The organism is Paraprevotella sp. (assembly GCF_986071375.1).
The window spans coordinates 132,123-150,333 of record NZ_CFQRNQ010000008.1 but is presented as its reverse complement, the minus strand read 5'-3'; the positions used below and the strand labels follow the sequence as shown (position 1 = coordinate 150,333).

Here is an 18,211-nt window from a genome sequence, read left to right as displayed (position 1 = left end):
TTATACGAAAGGCCGCAGAAGGATATTTCCTTCTGCGGCCTTTCGCATGGCGGGTGCCGTATCTTCAGGGACCCTCTTGTGTACTGAGGATTTTCAGGAGTTGCTTTTCGCGTTGGAGTTCTTTGGTATCCTTGTCCGGTGATATCAGCATCATGCTCCGTATGATATCCTCGTTGCAGCAAGTGTAATTATAGTATTCCAACAGTTCTCCGGTCAGTTGTGCTTTGGGGATTACTTCTGTGCGTAAGTCGGCAAACTCTTCCAGTGGGATTTCGTCGCCTTGCCGGACAAAGAGGATGCGCCGGGCGATCGGATTGCGGTTATAGTCGTGTGTCAGATAGATTCCTTTCATGATTTGGGGATACTCGATGATGGGCAGTTGCAGGTAGACCACCTTCAGGGCAAGTTGCAGGCGTTTTTGTTCGTTGAACATCAGATAACCGATTTGAAACGGCGAGAACAGCCCCACGCCGATATAGTAGTCACCCGACAGGTTCTGGCAATAGACTTTGGGCATGGTGTCGCCATCTACGATAGAGGATATCATATAAGGCTCCACTTTCAGTCCGTCGGAGTAGGATGAAGAACTGTAAGACTGGTAAAGCCCGGTATAGGTGCCGGCATTGGGCAGGTATTTGATGGCTTCTTTCTCGATGTCGTCCAGGAAAGGTCGTCCGCCGTTTTTGTTGGAAACGAAACGTGGCTCGATGTGGCTCACTTTGTCGTACAATTCGTCGAGGCAACCTTGCAGTTTGCGTTTCGACACGTTGTTGACTTGTTGCAGCCCTTGGTCTAACGCACTTTCCGTACCGCATCCTCCGGAGAGCAGATTGATGTATGTGGGGAGCACGGAAGAATAGAGCGAGGAGAGTACGCTGGACGCGATGCCCGTCTCCTCGGAGATGTCCTTCATCCGTACACCGGCTTCGCGCAGTTTCTTCATTCGTTCGTAGAGTGATACCAATTTGTCCATACGTATGTTCTTTGGGGCAAAGGTACGTTTTCCATGTTACAAACCTGTTGCTTTCGTGCTTCATTACCGTGAGATGAATGTTACATTATAAATACGGGTTTGGACGGGCGTATGATATATGATGAATTAATTTTTTCAGATGGCGGTTTGGGATAGTTTTGCAGCCGAAAACAAAACTATGGTTATGGAACAAATCGTAAAGAACAAAAGATTTTCGGATGCGTTACTCATCCTGTGGGCGGGTGGTGCAGCCTTGCTTTCCTACTCTTTGGTGTATGCCTTACGCAAACCTTATACGGCGGCTTCGTTCGAGGGGTTTGATTTCTTCGGCACGGACTACAAGGTCGCGGTGACGACGATTCAGATTTTAGGTTATGTGATAGCCAAGTTCTTTGGCATCAAGTTGATTTCGGAGTTGAAGAAGGAGTGTCGTTTCAAGTTTTTCGTCTGTTCGGCGGTAGCAGCCGAGGCGGCTTTGGTCGGCTTCGGCCTGTTGGCTCCTCCGTTCAATGTGGCGGCCATGTTTTTGAACGGCTTGTCGCTCGGTTGCATGTGGGGCGTGATATTCAGCTTTATCGAGGGGCGCAAGGTGACGGATATGTTGGCCAGTCTGTTGGGGGTAAGCATGGTGTTCAGTTCCGGTGTGGCTAAGAGTTTCGGTTTGTTTGCCATGAACGAGATGCACGTGGGACAGTTCTGGATGCCTGCCGTGATTGGGGCTTTTGCTTTGCCTCTTCTCGTTTTTATGGGGTATATGTTGAAGCGTCTGCCACAGCCTACGGAAGAAGATATTGCACTGCGTAACGAACGTGTGACATTGGACGGAAACGGACGTAAACGCTTGTTCCGAGGTTACGCTCCGATTCTTACCTTGTTGTTCGTGGGCAACTTCATGTTGCTAGTGCTGCGCGATATCAAGGAAGATTTTCTGGTCAATATCCTGGATATGAGCAATCAGTCTTCTTGGCTTTTCGCCCAGGTGGATACGATTGTTACGTTGGTCATCCTCGGGATTTTTGCCGCTTTCGTCTTCTTCCGCAGCAATATTCGGGCTTTGATGTGCTTGATGGGACTGGTCATTGCCGGTTGTTTGGTCATGACATACGTGTCGCTGAATTATGAGGCATTGGATTGGCAGCCAGTAGTGTGGTTGTTTGTGCAGAGCCTGTGCCTCTACATTGCCTATCTGACTTTCCAGACGATTTTCTTCGATCGCTTCATCGCTTGTTTCCGTATCAGGGGAAATGTAGGTTTCTTCATCGCCATTATCGACTTCATCGGCTACATGGGTACGGTGACTCTGCTTTCCACCAAGGAGTTTCTGAATTTCGACATGGAGTGGTTTGCGCTTTACAACCACATGGCATGCGCGGTCGGCGCGGTTTGTGCGGTATTGTTCACAGTGGCTGCCGTATTGATTTATAAACGGTATTCCGCTCAAGGGCGTAGAAAAGAACAGACGGAGCGTACGACTTTGTATATGAATCCTCAATATAATGTAATTTGACGATGAAACAGGATTATGATGTGATAATTATCGGTGGCGGTTTGTTGGGATGCGCCACGGCTTACCAGTTGGCCAAACGTAAGGCGGGGAAGGTGTTGTTGTTGGATGCCAACGAGATAGCGTCGCAGGCTTCGTCCCGTGCAGCCTGCCTGTTGACACGGGCGCGTACCAAACCGGCTTTGATGGAAATGGTGCAGGAAACGTATGATTGCATCGATGAAATAGAGCGCCTTTTGGGGGAATCGCTCGAACTGCAGCAGTGCGGCAGTGTGACCATCTCTTCGTCCGACGCATCGCTGAAAGAACTCGAAGCATTGGAAGAAGCGGCCGTACGTTTCGGAATACCGAATGAACGTATCGACCGGAGGCGTTTGAAAGAGCTTCTTCCTTGGATGGAGGTCTCGGCGGTAGAAGAGGCGCTTTACATGCCTACGGATGCGTTTATAGATTGTGCTTTGTTATGTTCCGGTTATGCACGTGCTGCACGAAGTCTCGGGGCGGAATTGCGTCCGAATACGAAAGTAAAAGCCATTGTGGCTGTTGGAGACAAGGCGACAGGAGTGGAGTTGGCGGACGGGGAAAAAGTACTGGCACCGGTTGTCGTGAATGCCGCAGGCTCGTGGGCCAACCTGTTGATGCGTCCTTTAGGGGTAGGGCTTCCTTTTACTCCGGTACGGAGTCATTTTTGGATTACGGGAACAAACCCCGGGCGTTTTCCGGCAAACCATCCTTTTACGGTGATTCCCGATGCCCGCGCTTTCACCCGTTCGGATGTGGGGGCGTTGATTATCGGTTTGCGCGAAAGTGAATGTCAAGCCTTCAATCCCGACACATTGACGGATAAGTTGGAGGATTTCGATTTCAATAAGGCAGCCGAATGGAAAGTGCTCGACGAGTGTGCCCCGTTGCTACAGCGTTATCTTCCGGACATAGAAACGCTGGGTGTCGCGCATTATGTGGCCGGGCCTTCATGTTACGTGCCGGATGCCAAATTCATTATCGGGCAGGTGCGTCCATACGAAGGGTTGTATGCCGTAGCCGGATGCTGTGGAGGAGGCGTGGCTGCCGGTGGAGGTATGGGACGCTTGGCCGCAGAATTGATTTTGCGGGAAGAGCCGTTTGTGGATCCGGCCGGGTTTGCACCGGACCGTTTCGGGGCAGTGGACCCGTTTTCGGTTGAGTTTCAAAAAAGGTGTGCGGATGCCCGTTCCAATAAAAAAGGTGGATAGGGTTCGGATATATGGAAGATAAAAAAGCGAAAGATATGAAGCGGTATATTGTATTCTTAAAGCAAGTGCCTTTGTCTACAAAGGTAGAGATGGATCCTGTAACCCGGACGCTGAAGCGTTCGTCGGCCATGACCCGGACAAATCCTGATGACTTGTATGCCTTGCAGTTGGCAGTAAAATTGAAAAGGCAGACGGGGGCTGAGATAGTGGCGGTAAGCATGGGGCCCGCTTCGGCGGAAGAAGTGCTCCGGGAGGCTTTGCAAAGAGGGGCGGATAAGGCGGTTTTGTTGTCCTCCAAGGCATTTGCCGGAAGCGATACGTGGTGTACGAGCCTGGTACTGGCGGCAGCCGTGCGCAAGTTGGGTGAATACGACTTGTTGCTTTTCGGGAAAATGGCGGTGGATGGTGATACGGCACAAGTGGGGCCTGAGGTAGCCGGACAGTTGGATATTCCCCAAGTGACGCATTTGATGGAGGTTTCGGACATATCGGATACTTGTATGTGTGTGAGGAAGAAGGCCGGTCGTTTACTCCAACGTATGGAGGTGGATTTGCCTTGTGTCGTGACGGTTGGTCGGGAGACGGGGGAACTGGATTGTCCCACACTGGCCGGTTGGCGGTGGGCTCAGCGGCAGGCCATCCTTCATTGGGATGAATGCGACTTGGGACTGGAACCTTCGCAAGTCGGTTTGCAGGCATCTCCTACTCAAGTAGTGTCTACTATGGTGCCTCAACGGAAGAAAGACGTGGAATGGCTTCCCGACGGGGAAAAGTTTTTTGCAGTCGTCCGTGAAAGCATGAGACGCGGAATTAATTTTTAAAAAGCAAGATGAAAATGAATAAAGATAAGGATTTTATACTTCAATTACAGGCCGGGCAATGTGTATCCTGCGGAATATGTGCCGAAAGTTGTGCCTATGGGGCTATCCGTATGGGCGACTTTCCGGAGGTGGATGAAGAGAATTGCCGGTTGTGCGGCGGTTGTGTGCAGGCTTGTCCGGTTGGAGCTTGGGTGATGCAGCGTCAAGATGAAAGGCAGGAACAGCCTGTGGATGATTCCAATGGCATTTGGGTGTGGGCGGAAATCCAGGACGGTGCTTTGGCACCGGTAAGCCGGGAACTTTTGGGAAAGGCTGTGGCACTTGCGGCTTGTCGTCCCCAACCGGTTGAGGCTGTACTGATAGGCGGTGAGGTGTCCGCATGGGCGGATGAGTTGATAGCCGCCGGTGCAGACCGCGTGCACGTGGTGGAGTCTCCGCTTCTATCGGATTTTGTGGAGGAAAACTATACGGAGGTGTGGGCCGGCTTGGTGCGCAAACATCATCCTTCGGCCTTGCTTATCGGGGCTACGCCATGCGGCCGTGGTTTGTCCGCACGATTGGCTGCCGTATTGCACACCGGATTGACGGCAGATTGTACGGAGTTGGAAATGGATGCGGACAGCGGACTGTTGCGCCAAATACGTCCGGCTTTCGGAGGGAATCTGATGGCTACGATTGTCAACCCCGTTTGTAGGCCGCAAATGGCTTCCGTACGTCCCGGGGTGATGAAAGCCCGGCAGAAGGATACTTCGAGGAGGAGGGAAATCGTCTATCATGCTTATGAGGCAGGAAGAGCCGACAGCCGTGTTCGCGTGTTGGAGACCGTGGCGGAAGAAGTGGGCGGAACTTCGCTGAACGACAGTTCTATTATAATAGGTATAGGACGAGGCGTGAAAACACGGAGATGTGCCGATGAAATCCGGGAGTGGGCCGAACGTATCGGTGCGACGGTGGCCGGGTCTCGTGCGGCAGTGGAAGCCGGGTTGGTGGACGCTTCCGTGCAAGTGGGGCAGACCGGGCATACGATAGCTCCGGATTTGTATATCGCCATCGGTATCAGCGGACAGATACAGCATACGGCGGCCATCACCGGAGCGCGTTGTGTGATAGCCGTCAACCCGGACCGTACGGCTCCTATCTTCAATGTGGCGGATTATGGTTGGGCAATACCTGTGGAAGAGGCACTTCCGCAATTCATGAATATTTTGAATCGGTGCGTATGAGAAAATGGATGGCATGCGTGTGGTTGGGCATGGGAAGTTGCTTTATGACGGCACAGGCGGACGAACCTCTTACCGTGAAGTTTCGTTCGAGGGCATTGCTGGATGCCGCTGTGTCCGGTTATGGCAAGGAAAGTGTGCAGGGGTATTATCGCTTGGAAGATTTCCGTGTGGGCTTTAAAGCTACTTACAGGCAATATGAAATGAAAGCCGACATTGGTTTGGGAGGGAACAAAGTAGCCATCAAGGATTTGTTGTTGAACTATCACTTTAAACATGGTGTCCTTTCGTTAGGAAATGCTTATGAACCTTATTCCATGGATATGCTCATCAGTACGGCAGACATGCGCTTTCATCAGTCGGCCGGATCCGTATTGGCTTTTACGGACGGACGCAAGCTCGGGTTGACTTATCATTCCAGTCTGCCATTTGGATATTGGGCTACGGGATTGTATACGCATAACGACATCAATAAAATCGGTGACGGGCAGGTTAACGCTTTGGTTTCCACTTCGCGGGGCGTTTGGCGCAAGCGGTGGAAAGGGAATCTGTTGCATGTGGGCGGTGCTTTTTCTTTCCGTACCAAACCGGTGAATACGGTGGAACCGCCGACAAAAACTGTATCGAATGATGGCGTGACATCCATGTTCCCGTTTCCATTGATGGAAGCCACCGTGGATCGTTTAGGGACAGAACTCAAAGGCGTTTTTGAGATACTTTATACCGCTCCGCATTTCATGGTACAGGGAGAATACTTTCTGAACCGTCTCAATCGTACGGAAAGGGAGGCTTACCGTCCGCAGGGAGGATATGTGCAGGCAGGCTTTCTGGTTCGGGGAAGAGGGTTTGCGTATGACGACCTGTACGGTATTCCCGGCAGGCCGGGCAGTAAACAGGCGATAGAACTCACGGCACGTTTCAATTATACGAACTTGAACGATGGCAGAGCCAGTATCATGGGCGGACGGGAAAGCGACGTTTCGTTGGGAGCTAACTTCTATTTGAATGAATATTTGGCCGTAAAACTGAACGGAAGTTATGTCCTTGTAGGAGAACATTGCAATGAATTTTACAAGAAAAACCTGTTTTTAGGGCAATTACGTGTCCAGTATATTTTTTGAGGAACCCTCATCTGATTTCTCAGATTCGTAACAGACGGATGTTTTCGCAAGGGAGCATCTGTCTGTTCTTTTGTATCGGGGAGTACGATATAAAGGCATTAAAAAAGGATTTCCCGACGGGAAATCCTTTTTCTTCGGGTGACTAGTGGGATTCGAACCCACGACATTCAGAACCACAATCTGACGCTCTAACCGACTGAACTATAGTCACCATTTTGGTGTGCTTGTATGAAAAGTATCATGTTCCTTTCCTAAAGCGATGCAAAGGTACGCATTTTATTTGAAACTGCAAATGTTTCGTCGGATTTTTACTAAAACTTTTTTGAGCCACAGCCTTGAAGTCCGCGAAGGCTTATATATAATAAGGTGTACCGTCAAGCAGGCGGTACACCTTATGTCTGTTCAATACCCTATTAACGATAGAATTCCTTTTTGCCCGCTGACAGTGTATTTTTCATCAGCATGCAGATGGTCATCGGGCCGACTCCGCCGGGTACGGGGGTGATGTAAGCACATTTGGGGGCTACTTCGTCGAATTTCACATCGCCATTGAGGCGGAATCCGCTTTTCTTCATAGCGTCGGGGACGCGTGTCGTGCCCACGTCGATGACCGTGGCTCCCTCTTTCACCATGTCGGCCGTGACGAAATCAGGTTGGCCGATAGCGGCTATGATAATGTCCGCCTCACGGCATTCTTTCTTCAAGTCGCGGCTCCGGCTGTGGCATACGGTCACCGTGGCGTCGCCATACTGCTTTTGCATCATGAGCTGTGCCATAGGTTTGCCTACGATGTTGCTGCGGCCCAGAATGACGCATTTCTTGCCGCTCGTCTCGACATGGTAACGCCGGAGCAGTTCCAGGATGCCTTTCGGGGTGGCTGAGATGTAACAAGGAAGCCCGATAGCCATTCTTCCCACGTTGATGGGATGGAAACCGTCCACATCCTTGCGGAAGTCGATGGATTCGATGACTTTCTGTTCGGAGATATGGCGGGGGAGGGGCAGTTGCACGATGAATCCGTCCACGTCCTCGTCTTTGTTGAGCTTGTCCACTTCGGCCAGAAGTTCCTCTTCGCTGATAGTATCCTCGAAGCGGAGCAGGGTCGATTTAAAACCGCAGGCTTCGCAAGCCAAAACCTTGTTGCGCACGTAAGTCTCGCTGCCTCCGTCATGTCCCACGAGGATGGCAGCCAAATGCGGGCGTTTCCCTCCGGTTTCTACGATTTGTTTTACCTCTTCGGCAATTTCCGCCTTGATTTGTGCGGCGGTGGCCTTTCCGTCAATCAGTTGCATGGTTATTCCTCTTTTGGTTTACGATTATAGTTTAGGCATTTTAGGCATACCCGGAATCTTGGGCATGTTGGCCATCATCTTGCCCATTTTGCTGCCCGTCACCATTTTCATCATTTTGCGCGTCTGGTCGAACTGCTTGATGAGGCGGTTCACTTCCTGTATGTTGGTGCCCGAACCTTTCGCGATGCGTTGGCGGCGGCTGGTGTTCAGGATTTCCGGATTGGTACGTTCACGCGGAGTCATGCTCTGGATGATGGCTTCGATGCTCTTGAAGGCATTGTCGTCGATTTCCACGTCTTTGAGCGCCTTGCCCACGCCGGGAATCATGCTAGCCAAGTCTTTCAGGTTACCCATCTTCTTGATTTGCTGGATTTGCGACATGAAATCGTTGAAGTCGAACTGGTTCTTGGCGATTTTCTTTTGCAGGCGGCGTGCTTCTTCCTCGTCGTATTGTTCCTGAGCCTTTTCCACGAGCGACACGATGTCTCCCATGCCCAGGATACGGTCGGCCATACGCGAAGGATGGAACTGGTCGATGGCTTCCATTTTTTCTCCCGTGCCGACGAATTTGATGGGCTTGTTCACTACCGTACGGATAGACAAGGCCGCCCCGCCCCGGGTGTCGCCGTCCAATTTGGTGAGCACCACGCCGTCGAAGTCCAGACGGTCGTTGAATTCCTTGGCTGTGTTCACGGCATCCTGTCCGGTCATGGCATCTACCACGAAGAGCGTCTCGTCGGGGTTGATACCGTGCTTGATGGCGGCGATTTCCTGCATCATCTGTTCGTCCACCGCCAGGCGTCCGGCCGTATCGACGATGACCACGTCGTAACCTTTGGCCTTGGCTTCTTTCACAGCGTTCTGTGCAATCTGCACGGCATCCTTGTTGTCCGGTTCGCTATATACGGGGATGCCGATTTGTTCGCCCAACACTTTCAACTGTTCGATGGCCGCCGGACGATAGATGTCGCAAGCCGCCAATAAAGGATTCTTACGTTTCTTGCTTTTCAGCATCAGAGCTAGTTTTCCGGACAAGGTCGTTTTGCCGGCACCGTTCAGACCCGCCATCAGGATGACGGACGGATGGCCTTGCAGGTTCAGCTCTGCCGTTTCGCCTCCCATCAGGGTTGCCAGTTCGTTGTGTACGATTTTTACCATCAACTGGCTTGGCTTCACGGCTGTCAGCACGTTCTGCCCCAATGCCTTTTGCTTTACCGTGTCGGTAAAAGTCTTGGCCACCTTGTAGTTCACGTCGGCATCGAGCAATGCGCGGCGCACGTCTTTCAAGGTTTCAGCCACGTTGATTTCGGTGATTTTGCCTTCACCTTTCAGGATTTTAAAAGACCGTTCTAGTCTTTCACTCAAATTGTCGAACATATATCGTTTGTTTTTTTATGATGATTCTTAAAGCGGCAAAGATACGAAAAAACTTCCGTCAAAAGAGGGATGACAGCGGATAAAATCTGCTCCATAAGCCTTTTCCTTTTGGAGTTTGCGGCAGAAGGCGGGTATGCGCCTGCGTCCTCACTCCGTAGTTGCCGTTGCGGCGCTTTCCAATGCCGCTTCATAGTCCGGTTCCTGCGAAATCTCTTTGACCAGTTGGGTGTGCCGTACGATTCCTTTTTCGTCCACCACGATCACCGCACGAGCCAACAAGCCTTTCATGGGGCCGTCTGCAATCTGCAAACCGTAGTTTTTGGTAAAATCCTGGCTTCGGAAGGCCGAAAGCGGTATGACGCGGGTAAGTCCTTCGGTGGTGCAGAACCGTGATTGTGCGAAAGGCAAATCCATGGATATGCAGAGCACGACCGTGTTTTCCAGTCCCGATGTCTTTTCGTTGAATTCACGTACGGAAACGGCACAAGTGGGGGTGTCTAAACTGGGGAATACGTTCAGAATGACTTTCTTACCTTTGAAGTCAGAGAGTTTTACGTCTTGCAGGTCAGACTGTGTCAGGTGGAAGTCCGGTGCCTTGCGTCCCGTTTCTACCATTTTTCCTGTCGTATGTAGGGTGTTTCTTTTATAGATGATTGATTCTCCCTTGTTTTTCGTCTGTCCCGTTTGTACGGCCGAGGTTTTGGTGATGCCATTGGGGGATTGGGCAAAAGCAGTCACGGTGGCTCCCAATGCCAACCATAAAAATAGCGTTTTTTTCATATCCGTCATTTTTAAGTAGGTTTAATTCTCATCGAAGCAAGTATGTCGAAAGGCCACAACAAATATAAGTATAAAAAACGGAATAGGAAAGGGGGAGCGAAAATGGTAGAAAAAAGTTTGCTTATATATGTTTATTTTGTTGATATACAAATATTCTGTGTGAATTATAGGAGAGCGTTGGAGGTATTCCGGTAGAATGGAAAATCAAAGGAAGCTTTTTGTGTGGGCGTTAAATGGAGGTGCGTTGTCGTGAAATGGAATCCTTAATCTGTATTTGTTGTATTTGTAACGATTGGGAATAGAATAAAACAAGGGATTTCTTTGTGAATATAAGTTTTAATCGTTAATTTTGTGCCCGATTTTTAGAAATATTCATAGGTATGAAGAAAAAAACTCTTGTGGCTTCCTTTGGCTTGATGGTTTCAAGTTTAACTTTTGCCGGAGGGCTACTTACGAACACGAATCAGAATGTGACGTTCTTGCGCAATCCCGCGCGAGACGGTGCCATTGGCATTGACGGGGTGTATAGTAATCCGGCGGGTGTAGCTTTCTTGCCGGATGGGTTACACCTGTCCTTGAACTTCCAAAGTGCCTACCAAACGCGTGAGGTTACTTCTGTGTTTGGGCCTTTTGCATACGGTGCAGGCAATCGTGGAGAATCTTCCAAACTGTTCAAAGGAGATGCCAAAGCTCCGGTTGTTCCTTCTTTGCAGGCGGCTTACAATCGTGGCCGTTGGTCGTATTCTTTCAATTTCGCCATTGGCGGTGGAGGTGGAAAGTGCGCCTTCGAGGACGGTTTAGGCTCTTTTGAGAGTCAGGCAGCGTTGCTACCTTTATTGGGGAAAGATATGGGCATCAACAGCTATTCCATGGACAGCTACATGCGCGGACGCCAATATTATTATGGGTTTCAAATCGGTGCGGCCTATAAGGTGACGGACAACCTGTCGGCTTTCGTGGGTGGACGTTTGGTGTATGCCACGACGAACTACTACGGTTATGTGAAGAACATATCGGTGAATAATCCGGCCGATGGTGGAATGGTGAGTGCTCCGGTTTTGTTTTCAAGCCAAATGGCTTCTTATTTAGAAAAAGCCGGCCAACTGACGGCGGCTGCCGAACAGGCTGCCGCTGCCGGAAATCAGGATTTGGCGCAACAGTATGCCGAATTGGCCCAAAAGGCCGGTGCGGCTGCCAAACAAATGGGTACTTTGGCGGTAGCTACAGAAGACGTGACGCTTAACTGCGACCAGACGGGGTGGGGCTTTACGCCCATTATCGGCTTGGACTATAAAATAGGCAAGTTCAACTTTGGCGCCAAGTATGAGTTTAAGACGAAAATTCGTTTGGACAACCGTGCGGCCAACAGTGAGTCGGCTGAACGCTTGGCCATGTTGGACAAGTTCCGCGACGGGCGGACTGTGAAGGAAGACATTCCGGCACTGTTGACCCTTGGTGCGCAATACGAAATCCTGCCATCGTTGCGTGTGATGGCAGGTTACCATCATTATTTCGACAAACAGGCTTCGCAGGAAGGCGACTCCCAAAAACTTCTTGAAAGCGGTTCAAGGGAAATCCTGGCCGGGGTGGAATACGACATTTGCGACAGGTTGCAGTTCAGTGCCGGATGGCAGAACACGCATTACGGACTGACGGATGCTTATATGAAGGACATGAGTTTTAATGTCAGCTCCAACTCTATGGGGGTGGGCTTCGGCATACAAGCCACAAAGCATATCAAAGTGAACGTGGCTTATTTCCAAACTTTCTATAAGGACTACAACCGTACGACGAACGACTATAATGGCATTAGCAATACGGTGGCCATGGCGGCCGGACAGCCTGTGGCCGACGCTTTGGTGGCGACAGGGGTGTTGAAGGGTAGTGACTCTTTCACTCGTACCAACAAAGTGTTTGGTCTGGGTATAGACTTTAGTTTTTAAGGTTTGGGCAAGAGCATAATTTAGCGGGATAATAAAGCGAAAGATGGCGTTTCCGGAATATCCGGAGATGCCATCTTCCGTGAATGGGAACGTAGGAACGTTCTGTTTGCGGGTTATTGGTAAATCTCTTCCAGTTTTTTCTGGAGTTCTTCTCCGCGCAGGTCCGTGGCCACGATTTTGCCGTCTGGGCCGAAAAGTATGGTGGCCGGGATGCCTCGTATACCGTATAGTTTGCCTGCCTCGCAGTTCCAAGCTTTTAAGTCGGACATTTGTGGCCAAGTGATGCCCAAATCTTTCGTGCCTTTTTCCCATGCGCCTTTTTGTGCATCGAACGAGATGCCTACGATTTCAAATCCTTTCGGGTGGAATTGTTCGTAGGCTTTCTTTACGTTCGGCATTTCCGCACGGCATGGGCCGCACCAACTGGCCCAAAAATCTACCAAGACATAGTTCCCTTTACCTACGTAGTCGGACAGCTTGTGGGGCGTGCCTTCCATGTCATCCATGGTAAAATCCGTGAACATGCTACCGATGGCTTTACGTTTCAGGGCTGCCATGTATTGGTTTACTTCATTGAGGCATCCGTTGTCTTTGTAGGCGTACGTTTCCAGATAATTTCCTACGTATTGGTCTTCAAGCCGGTCTCCGTAGACAGAGATGAGGAGGGCCGGAATCAAATTGTCTTTGTTTTCCTCCAAGGCTTGCCGGATGCTTTCGGCTTGCCCTTGTACAGCTTCATCAAAAGCTTGTTGCAGCCGGTCGGCGTCAGCGTCCGGCAGGCTGCCATTGTGGCTTTGTGCGATATCCCGTGCTTCTATTTGCAGTTTTTTCATTTGGTTGTCATACGTTCTGGCCTTTTCCTTTATTTCGGAGTATTTACGGTTCAATGGGGAGCCGTTGATGTCCGTTGAGCCGGAAGTTTGTACAATGGTGGCCGGCGTATCGTCCAATATCAGTAAAGTTACCGGCTTCTTGGCTTGTTGGTCTATGCTGATGGCTGCAATTTGGGGGAGGTTGGTTTTCCCGTCGAATGAGGCTTTGCCGTCTTGGCAGGTTGCGCTATCCAGGACGGTGCCATCCTCTTTCGAGCACAGGTACACGTTGGTGATGTCAGTCTGGTCTGTGGTGAATGTTACTTTATAATTCGTTTGTGCAAAGGCCATTCCGCAGTATGTGGCCAGAAATAGGCTTAAAATTTGTTCTTTCATTTTTTCCGTAAAAAATTATAAATAATAGGTAAAGGTACGAATTCTTTTTTCTTTTTCCACCTGATAAACTTTTTTTATAGGTTCTTTTTGTTCTCTCCCGTCTTTATCGTATCTTTGTTCCCGCGTTCCGGATAGAATACGCGATGAGTGCTTGGTAACCTCTTAAAAAACAAGATTATATGAAAGAAAAAACAGTCAGTGTATCCTTCATGCTGATGGGGATACTGTTTTGTGTGTGTCTCATTTCGGCCAATCTTTTGGCCACGAAGCAAATCATGTTCGGTCCGTTTAATATTACGGCCGGGATTTTGGTCTTTCCCATTTCTTATATCGTGAACGACTGCATCGTCGAGGTTTGGGGGTTCAACAAGGCCAAATTCTTGATATGGACTGGGTTCCTGATGAACTTCCTGTTTGTCTTCTTCGGTTATGTGGCCGACCTCATTCCCGGTGCGCCGTATTGGAACAACGAGGAAGGCTTTCACAACCTGTTCGGTCTGGCTCCCCGTGTGGCGGCCGCTTCGTTTCTGGCTTTCCTTTCCGGCTCCTTCCTTAATGCGTACGTCATGAGCGTGATGAAGGTGGCTTCCGGGGGGCGTCGCTTTTCGCTGCGCGCCGTCCTGTCCTCTGTGGCGGGAGAAACGGCCGATTCGCTGATTTTTTTCCCGATAGCTTTGGGCGGTCTTGTGCCTTGGGATAATCTGTTGCTCATGATGTTCTGGCAGATTTTGCTGAAGACGCTTTATGAGGTCATCATACTTCCCGTCACGATTCGCGTGGTGCGTTGGGTGAAACGTGTGGAAGGCGTGGATGTGTACGACAAGAACATTTCTTATAATATATTAAAGGTGTCTCAATTATGACCATGAATAAGGAAACCGCCTTGGTGGTGTTCAGTGGCGGCCAGGATTCCACCACCTGTTTGTTTTGGGCCAAAAAACATTTCAAGAAAGTCGTGGCCTTGAGTTTTGTGTACGGGCAGAAGCATGTGAAGGAAGTGGAGTTGGCCAAGGCCATAGCTTCACGGGCCGGTGTGGACTGGGACTGTATGGATGTTTCTTTCGTCGGTTCATTGGGGAGGAACTCGTTGACTGATTCCACCATGCAGATGGATGAGGAAAAGCCGGAAGGAAGCTGTCCGAACACGTTTGTTCCCGGGCGAAATTTGTTCTTCATCAGCATTGCTGCCGTGTATGCCCGTGAACGGGGCGTCAACCATATTGTGACCGGTGTGTCGCAGACGGACTTCAGCGGTTATCCCGATTGTCGGGACGCGTTTATTAAAAGCCTGAATGTGACCTTGAACCTGGCCATGGACGAGCAATTCGTCTTGCATACGCCGTTGATGTGGATTGACAAATGCCAGACGTGGGCCTTGGCCGATGAATTGGGCGTGCTCGACCTGGTGCGCCACGACACGTTGACCTGCTACAACGGTGTGCAGGGCGACGGTTGCGGCCATTGTCCGGCCTGTAAGTTGCGTAATGAAGGCCTGCATAAATATTTGGCAGAGAAAGAATGTAAGTTGCATGTAGAGGAAAATATAGAACCATGAGTAGCGAAAGAGAAAAAGAAGGATTGCAATCGTTGGGCAAAAAGACGGAGTATCGTCAAGATTATGCTCCTGAGGTATTGGAAGCTTTTGAAAACAAGCATCCCGGCAATGATTATTGGGTACGTTTCAACTGCCCGGAGTTCACGAGTCTGTGCCCCATTACGGGACAGCCTGATTTTGCCGAAATCCGTATCAGTTATATTCCCGACCGCCGTATGGTGGAAAGCAAGAGTCTGAAACTATATTTGTTCAGCTTTCGCAACCATGGCGATTTTCATGAAGATTGCGTGAACAAGATCATGAAGGATCTCATTCGTCTGATGGATCCGAAATACATCGAAGTCACCGGCATCTTTACTCCGCGCGGGGGCATTTCCATCTATCCGTATGCCAACTACGGCCGCAAGGGTACGAAGTTCGAGCAGATGGCAGAGTTCCGCATGATGAATCATGATTTGAAATAAGGGAAAAATGAAGAAACGTTCGGATGAGAGGTTACGCCAATTCCAATCCGAATGTTTCTTTTAGTTTTTGCAACGCCGGATTCCGTTTGCTCATTGCCTGGTATTGTTGGGGTTTGCTAGTGATGCGAGTAACCTCTGTTGGCTCGGCAATACGTACGGTCATGGTGATGTTCCGGTTATGGAGTTGCTTGCGCATGTGGGTTTCTATACGCCGGGCGATTTGTTCCATGTAGAATTTCACCTGTTCGTTGTCCACCAATACTTCAAACGTGGCATCCTTCAATAGCTTGGGTTGGATGACTTTCATGCGTTGTGCGATGGCTGTTTCTTCTTGTGGCAGAAGGTTGATGAACTCATTCCAACAGAAACGTATGTTGTCTCCTGTGACAGGATAATTTTCTTCTTCTTTCAGTGCCTGTGCTGCTGCAGGCGTTGTAACCTGATTTGCTGTTGGTTGGGAAGTGTCGGCGGGATTTCCTATTTCTTGTTTAAGTCGGCTGATGGATGGGCCGAAAGAGCCGAGTTTGACTTTGGGAGGCCTGCGTTCCGTGGTTTCGGTGTCCGGAAGCGGAGATTTGCGCGTTTCATACGATTCCGTTCTGTCCTGAACGGCAGAGGCAACCTTTTCCACGGGAGCCTGGGGCTTCTGCGGATTGACCGGAGTGGTAGTCGGTTGTACCGTTCCGGCAGGTTGGGCGAATAGGGGTTTTAATGACTTCTCAGGGCTACGCCCCGAGCCGGCGCTGTCATCTTCCAAGGTCAGTTGCGACAGTTGTATCAAGGTGATTTCCACTAACAACCGTTTGTTTTTGCTAGCCCGGTAGTTCAAGTCGCAGTCGCTGCACAACTTGATGGCACGGTAGAGGAATTTGGGCGTGCACCGTTGCGACTGTTCCTGATAACGTGCCCTGATGCTGTCGCTTACTTCCAACAAGGGGAGTGTCACAGCATCGTGGCTGACCAATAGGTCGCGCAGGTGGGATGCCAATCCTGTAATGAAATGGCTGCCTTCAAAACCTTTCTCTAAAATCTCGTTGAAGACCAACATGCACTGCGCTGCCTCGTTTTTCAGGAAATGGTCCGTCAGGCGGAAGTAGTATTCATAGTCCAATACGTTCAGGTTTTCTATTACCTTTTTATACGTCAGGTTTCCTCCCGTGAAGCTTACCGTCTGGTCGAAGATAGAAAGTGCGTCACGCATGCCGCCGTCTGCCTTTTGGGCAATGATGTTCAGTGCCTCCGGCTCGTATGCATATCCCTCTTTGTCTGCCACGAACTTCAGGTGGTTGACAATGGCCTGCACGCTCATGCGGTTGAAGTCGTACACTTGGCAACGGCTCAATATGGTGGGCAGGATTTTATGCTTTTCCGTAGTGGCCAGGATAAAGATAACATACGAAGGAGGCTCTTCCAACGTCTTGAGAAAAGCATTGAATGCGGCCGTGGACAGCATGTGTACCTCGTCGATGATGAACACCTTATAGCGTCCCACCTGCGGCGGGATACGCACTTTTTCTATTAAGGCACGTATTTCCTCCACCGAGTTGTTTGAGGCCGCGTCCAGTTCGTGGATGTTGAGTGAACGCTGTTCGTTGAAAGCCTTGCATGATTCGCATTCATCGCAAGCCTCCCCGTTGCCGGACGGGTGCAGGCAGTTGATGGTTTTGGCAAAGATGCGGGCACAAGTCGTTTTTCCCACTCCGCGTGGTCCGCAGAACAGGTAAGCATGTGCCAGTTTACCGGCTGCAATGGCGTTTTTCAGAGTCGTGGTGAGCGCCTCCTGTCCCACCACGGCATCGAATGCCGAGGGGCGGTATTTTCGTGCCGATACGATGTATTCTCCCATGATGGATTGATGAATTAGTTATTCGCAAAGCAAATTTAGCAAAAAAAACGGGCGTAACCTCCGTTTTCGTTGATTTTGTCGTATCTTTGCCCCTATAAACAAGTCAAGTTATGGGTAAGCTTCATACTTTTTGGAATATCTTTCGTCGGCACAAATATGGTTTTGTCATCGGGCTTTTCGTCTTGTTGATGGGAGTGGTAGACGAAAACAGTTTGTGGAGCCGCTATCGCCATAAGGCTGAGTTGGCTGAATTGCGCTCTGAAATCCGGAAGTACACGGAGATGTACGAGCATGACACGCGTTATTTGGAGGAAATGAACACCGACCCTGACGTGTTAATCGAGATTGCACGTGAGCGGTATTACATGAAAACGGACGACGAAGATATTTTTGTCATACAAGAAAAGACTACGAATGAAGAAGCTGAATAAGATTCAAAACATAGTATTCATAGCCGGGGCTGTGCTGTTGTTGATTGGTGCGGCTACTTTTTTTACCGGGTGGCTTTATGCTTTTTATTTTTACGCAGTAGGGGCTTGCGCTTTTGCGGCCATGCAGTTGTGTGCCGGGTACGAAGGGGATAATCTCGTTATCCGCCGGTTGCGGGGGCAACAAGTCATCGGTGCGCTTTTGCTGGTTTGTACAGCCTTTTTTATGGCTATGCGTATTTTTGATTTCGGTTTTGCCCGCAGACAGGAATGGGTGGTATGCCTGGCAGTCGCTTGCGTGTTGGAATTGTATACCGCTTTTCGTATTCCGGCCGAATTGGAGAAGGAAGAGCCACGAAACAACAACAATAAATTTTAAAACGGGAAAGACAAGCTTAAATAGTGATAAAACGCTTTATCCTCTGGTGACAAGCCCTTATCTTTGTA

Annotated in this window: 17 protein-coding genes and 1 tRNA gene; 11 read left to right on the top strand and 7 right to left on the bottom strand. The window is 49.9% G+C overall.

Annotated features, from left to right (window positions below):
- Window positions 1-64: 64 nt before the first annotated feature.
- Window positions 65-973, bottom strand: coding sequence for a hypothetical protein (locus AC5RDV_RS06235; RefSeq protein WP_282748510.1), 909 nt, complete (start codon window positions 971-973; stop codon window positions 65-67).
- A gap of 178 nt (window positions 974-1,151) precedes the next feature.
- Here AC5RDV_RS06235 and AC5RDV_RS06230 point away from each other — a divergent pair, with 178 nt between their 5' ends.
- Genes AC5RDV_RS06230 through AC5RDV_RS06210 form a run of 5 tightly spaced genes read left to right on the top strand, consistent with a single transcriptional unit; the run spans window position 1,152 to window position 6,871 of the window.
- A complete protein-coding gene (locus AC5RDV_RS06230) occupies window positions 1,152-2,480 on the top strand; it encodes a DUF5690 family protein (RefSeq protein ID WP_428389052.1) in 1,329 nt (442 codons plus the stop codon).
- 2 nt (window positions 2,481-2,482) lie between these two features.
- Entirely contained in the window at window positions 2,483-3,709 is a 1,227-nt protein-coding gene (locus AC5RDV_RS06225; RefSeq protein WP_282748512.1) for an NAD(P)/FAD-dependent oxidoreductase, read from the top strand.
- A gap of 35 nt (window positions 3,710-3,744) precedes the next feature.
- The gene (locus AC5RDV_RS06220) at window positions 3,745-4,530 is read left to right on the top strand and encodes an electron transfer flavoprotein subunit beta/FixA family protein (protein ID WP_282748513.1); all 786 of its coding nucleotides are present in this window, start codon (window positions 3,745-3,747) and stop codon (window positions 4,528-4,530) included.
- A 14-nt stretch (window positions 4,531-4,544) separates the two neighbouring features.
- Window positions 4,545-5,753 carry an FAD-binding protein gene (locus tag AC5RDV_RS06215; RefSeq protein ID WP_494222144.1) on the top strand — a complete coding sequence of 403 codons (1,209 nt, stop codon included), beginning with the start codon at window positions 4,545-4,547 and terminating at the stop codon, window positions 5,751-5,753.
- Window positions 5,750-6,871 (top strand): porin, encoded by a 1,122-nt coding sequence (locus tag AC5RDV_RS06210; protein WP_282748515.1) that lies wholly within the window; start codon window positions 5,750-5,752, stop codon window positions 6,869-6,871. The genes AC5RDV_RS06215 and AC5RDV_RS06210 overlap by 4 nt, the downstream gene beginning before the upstream one ends.
- Before the next feature lie 137 nt (window positions 6,872-7,008).
- On the opposite strand, the gene AC5RDV_RS06205 is transcribed toward AC5RDV_RS06210, so the two are convergent.
- The 4 genes from AC5RDV_RS06205 to tpx form a co-directional block, all read right to left on the bottom strand.
- A tRNA-His gene (locus AC5RDV_RS06205) sits at window positions 7,009-7,082 on the bottom strand.
- Window positions 7,083-7,284: 202 nt separating this feature from the next.
- The gene (gene folD / locus AC5RDV_RS06200) at window positions 7,285-8,163 is read right to left on the bottom strand and encodes a bifunctional methylenetetrahydrofolate dehydrogenase/methenyltetrahydrofolate cyclohydrolase FolD (protein WP_282748516.1); all 879 of its coding nucleotides are present in this window, start codon (window positions 8,161-8,163) and stop codon (window positions 7,285-7,287) included.
- Window positions 8,164-8,187: 24 nt separating this feature from the next.
- A complete protein-coding gene (gene ffh / locus AC5RDV_RS06195) occupies window positions 8,188-9,540 on the bottom strand; it encodes a signal recognition particle protein (RefSeq protein WP_282748517.1) in 1,353 nt (450 codons plus the stop codon).
- A gap of 147 nt (window positions 9,541-9,687) precedes the next feature.
- On the bottom strand, window positions 9,688-10,329 hold the full coding sequence (gene tpx, locus AC5RDV_RS06190; protein WP_282748518.1) for a thiol peroxidase: 642 nt from the start codon (window positions 10,327-10,329) through the stop codon (window positions 9,688-9,690).
- Between the two features lie 371 nt (window positions 10,330-10,700).
- Between tpx and AC5RDV_RS06185 the strand changes: the two genes are divergently transcribed.
- On the top strand, window positions 10,701-12,263 hold the full coding sequence (locus tag AC5RDV_RS06185) for a transporter (RefSeq protein WP_282748519.1): 1,563 nt from the start codon (window positions 10,701-10,703) through the stop codon (window positions 12,261-12,263).
- A gap of 113 nt (window positions 12,264-12,376) precedes the next feature.
- Here the strand turns inward: AC5RDV_RS06185 and AC5RDV_RS06180 are convergent, their stop codons facing one another.
- Window positions 12,377-13,471, bottom strand: a complete 1,095-nt coding sequence (locus tag AC5RDV_RS06180; protein ID WP_282748520.1) for a TlpA disulfide reductase family protein — start codon at window positions 13,469-13,471, stop codon at window positions 12,377-12,379.
- Between the two features lie 179 nt (window positions 13,472-13,650).
- On the opposite strand from AC5RDV_RS06180, the gene AC5RDV_RS06175 reads away from it, so the two are divergent.
- From AC5RDV_RS06175 to queF, 3 genes are read left to right on the top strand one after another with little or no spacing between them, the layout of a single operon-like run.
- Window positions 13,651-14,334, top strand: a complete 684-nt coding sequence (locus AC5RDV_RS06175; protein WP_008626066.1) for a queuosine precursor transporter — start codon at window positions 13,651-13,653, stop codon at window positions 14,332-14,334.
- A gap of 2 nt (window positions 14,335-14,336) precedes the next feature.
- On the top strand, window positions 14,337-15,026 hold the full coding sequence (queC, locus tag AC5RDV_RS06170) for a 7-cyano-7-deazaguanine synthase QueC (protein ID WP_172604737.1): 690 nt from the start codon (window positions 14,337-14,339) through the stop codon (window positions 15,024-15,026).
- Entirely contained in the window at window positions 15,023-15,490 is a 468-nt protein-coding gene (gene queF / locus AC5RDV_RS06165; RefSeq protein ID WP_008626052.1) for a preQ(1) synthase, read from the top strand. Before queC ends, queF begins: the two co-directional genes overlap by 4 nt.
- 31 nt (window positions 15,491-15,521) lie before the next feature.
- Here queF and AC5RDV_RS06160 read toward each other — a convergent pair whose 3' ends face one another.
- Complete coding sequence (locus tag AC5RDV_RS06160; RefSeq protein ID WP_282748521.1) at window positions 15,522-17,336, bottom strand: DNA polymerase III subunit gamma/tau; 1,815 nt, start codon at window positions 17,334-17,336, stop codon at window positions 15,522-15,524.
- Window positions 17,337-17,446: 110 nt separating this feature from the next.
- On the opposite strand from AC5RDV_RS06160, the gene AC5RDV_RS06155 reads away from it, so the two are divergent.
- The gene (locus AC5RDV_RS06155; protein ID WP_008626049.1) at window positions 17,447-17,767 is read left to right on the top strand and encodes an FtsB family cell division protein; all 321 of its coding nucleotides are present in this window, start codon (window positions 17,447-17,449) and stop codon (window positions 17,765-17,767) included.
- Complete coding sequence (locus tag AC5RDV_RS06150; protein WP_008626048.1) at window positions 17,751-18,143, top strand: hypothetical protein; 393 nt, start codon at window positions 17,751-17,753, stop codon at window positions 18,141-18,143. Before AC5RDV_RS06155 ends, AC5RDV_RS06150 begins: the two co-directional genes overlap by 17 nt.
- The last annotated feature ends 68 nt before the right edge of the window (window positions 18,144-18,211 follow it).

Bases quoted from the DNA above. Each gene is read 5' to 3' on its own strand.
- AC5RDV_RS06235 (WP_282748510.1), bottom strand. From the start codon at position 973: ATGGACAAATTGGTATCACTCTACGAACGAATGAAGAAACTGCGCGAA.
- AC5RDV_RS06230 (WP_428389052.1), top strand. From the start codon at position 1,152: ATGGTTATGGAACAAATCGTAAAGAACAAAAGATTTTCGGATGCGTTA.
- AC5RDV_RS06225 (WP_282748512.1), top strand. From the start codon at position 2,483: ATGAAACAGGATTATGATGTGATAATTATCGGTGGCGGTTTGTTGGGA.
- AC5RDV_RS06220 (WP_282748513.1), top strand. From the start codon at position 3,745: ATGAAGCGGTATATTGTATTCTTAAAGCAAGTGCCTTTGTCTACAAAG.
- AC5RDV_RS06215 (WP_494222144.1), top strand. From the start codon at position 4,545: ATGAATAAAGATAAGGATTTTATACTTCAATTACAGGCCGGGCAATGT.
- AC5RDV_RS06210 (WP_282748515.1), top strand. From the start codon at position 5,750: ATGAGAAAATGGATGGCATGCGTGTGGTTGGGCATGGGAAGTTGCTTT.
- folD (WP_282748516.1), bottom strand. From the start codon at position 8,163: ATGCAACTGATTGACGGAAAGGCCACCGCCGCACAAATCAAGGCGGAA.
- ffh (WP_282748517.1), bottom strand. From the start codon at position 9,540: ATGTTCGACAATTTGAGTGAAAGACTAGAACGGTCTTTTAAAATCCTG.
- tpx (WP_282748518.1), bottom strand. From the start codon at position 10,329: ATGACGGATATGAAAAAAACGCTATTTTTATGGTTGGCATTGGGAGCC.
- AC5RDV_RS06185 (WP_282748519.1), top strand. From the start codon at position 10,701: ATGAAGAAAAAAACTCTTGTGGCTTCCTTTGGCTTGATGGTTTCAAGT.
- AC5RDV_RS06180 (WP_282748520.1), bottom strand. From the start codon at position 13,471: ATGAAAGAACAAATTTTAAGCCTATTTCTGGCCACATACTGCGGAATG.
- AC5RDV_RS06175 (WP_008626066.1), top strand. From the start codon at position 13,651: ATGAAAGAAAAAACAGTCAGTGTATCCTTCATGCTGATGGGGATACTG.
- queC (WP_172604737.1), top strand. From the start codon at position 14,337: ATGAATAAGGAAACCGCCTTGGTGGTGTTCAGTGGCGGCCAGGATTCC.
- queF (WP_008626052.1), top strand. From the start codon at position 15,023: ATGAGTAGCGAAAGAGAAAAAGAAGGATTGCAATCGTTGGGCAAAAAG.
- AC5RDV_RS06160 (WP_282748521.1), bottom strand. From the start codon at position 17,336: ATGGGAGAATACATCGTATCGGCACGAAAATACCGCCCCTCGGCATTC.
- AC5RDV_RS06155 (WP_008626049.1), top strand. From the start codon at position 17,447: ATGGGTAAGCTTCATACTTTTTGGAATATCTTTCGTCGGCACAAATAT.
- AC5RDV_RS06150 (WP_008626048.1), top strand. From the start codon at position 17,751: ATGAAGAAGCTGAATAAGATTCAAAACATAGTATTCATAGCCGGGGCT.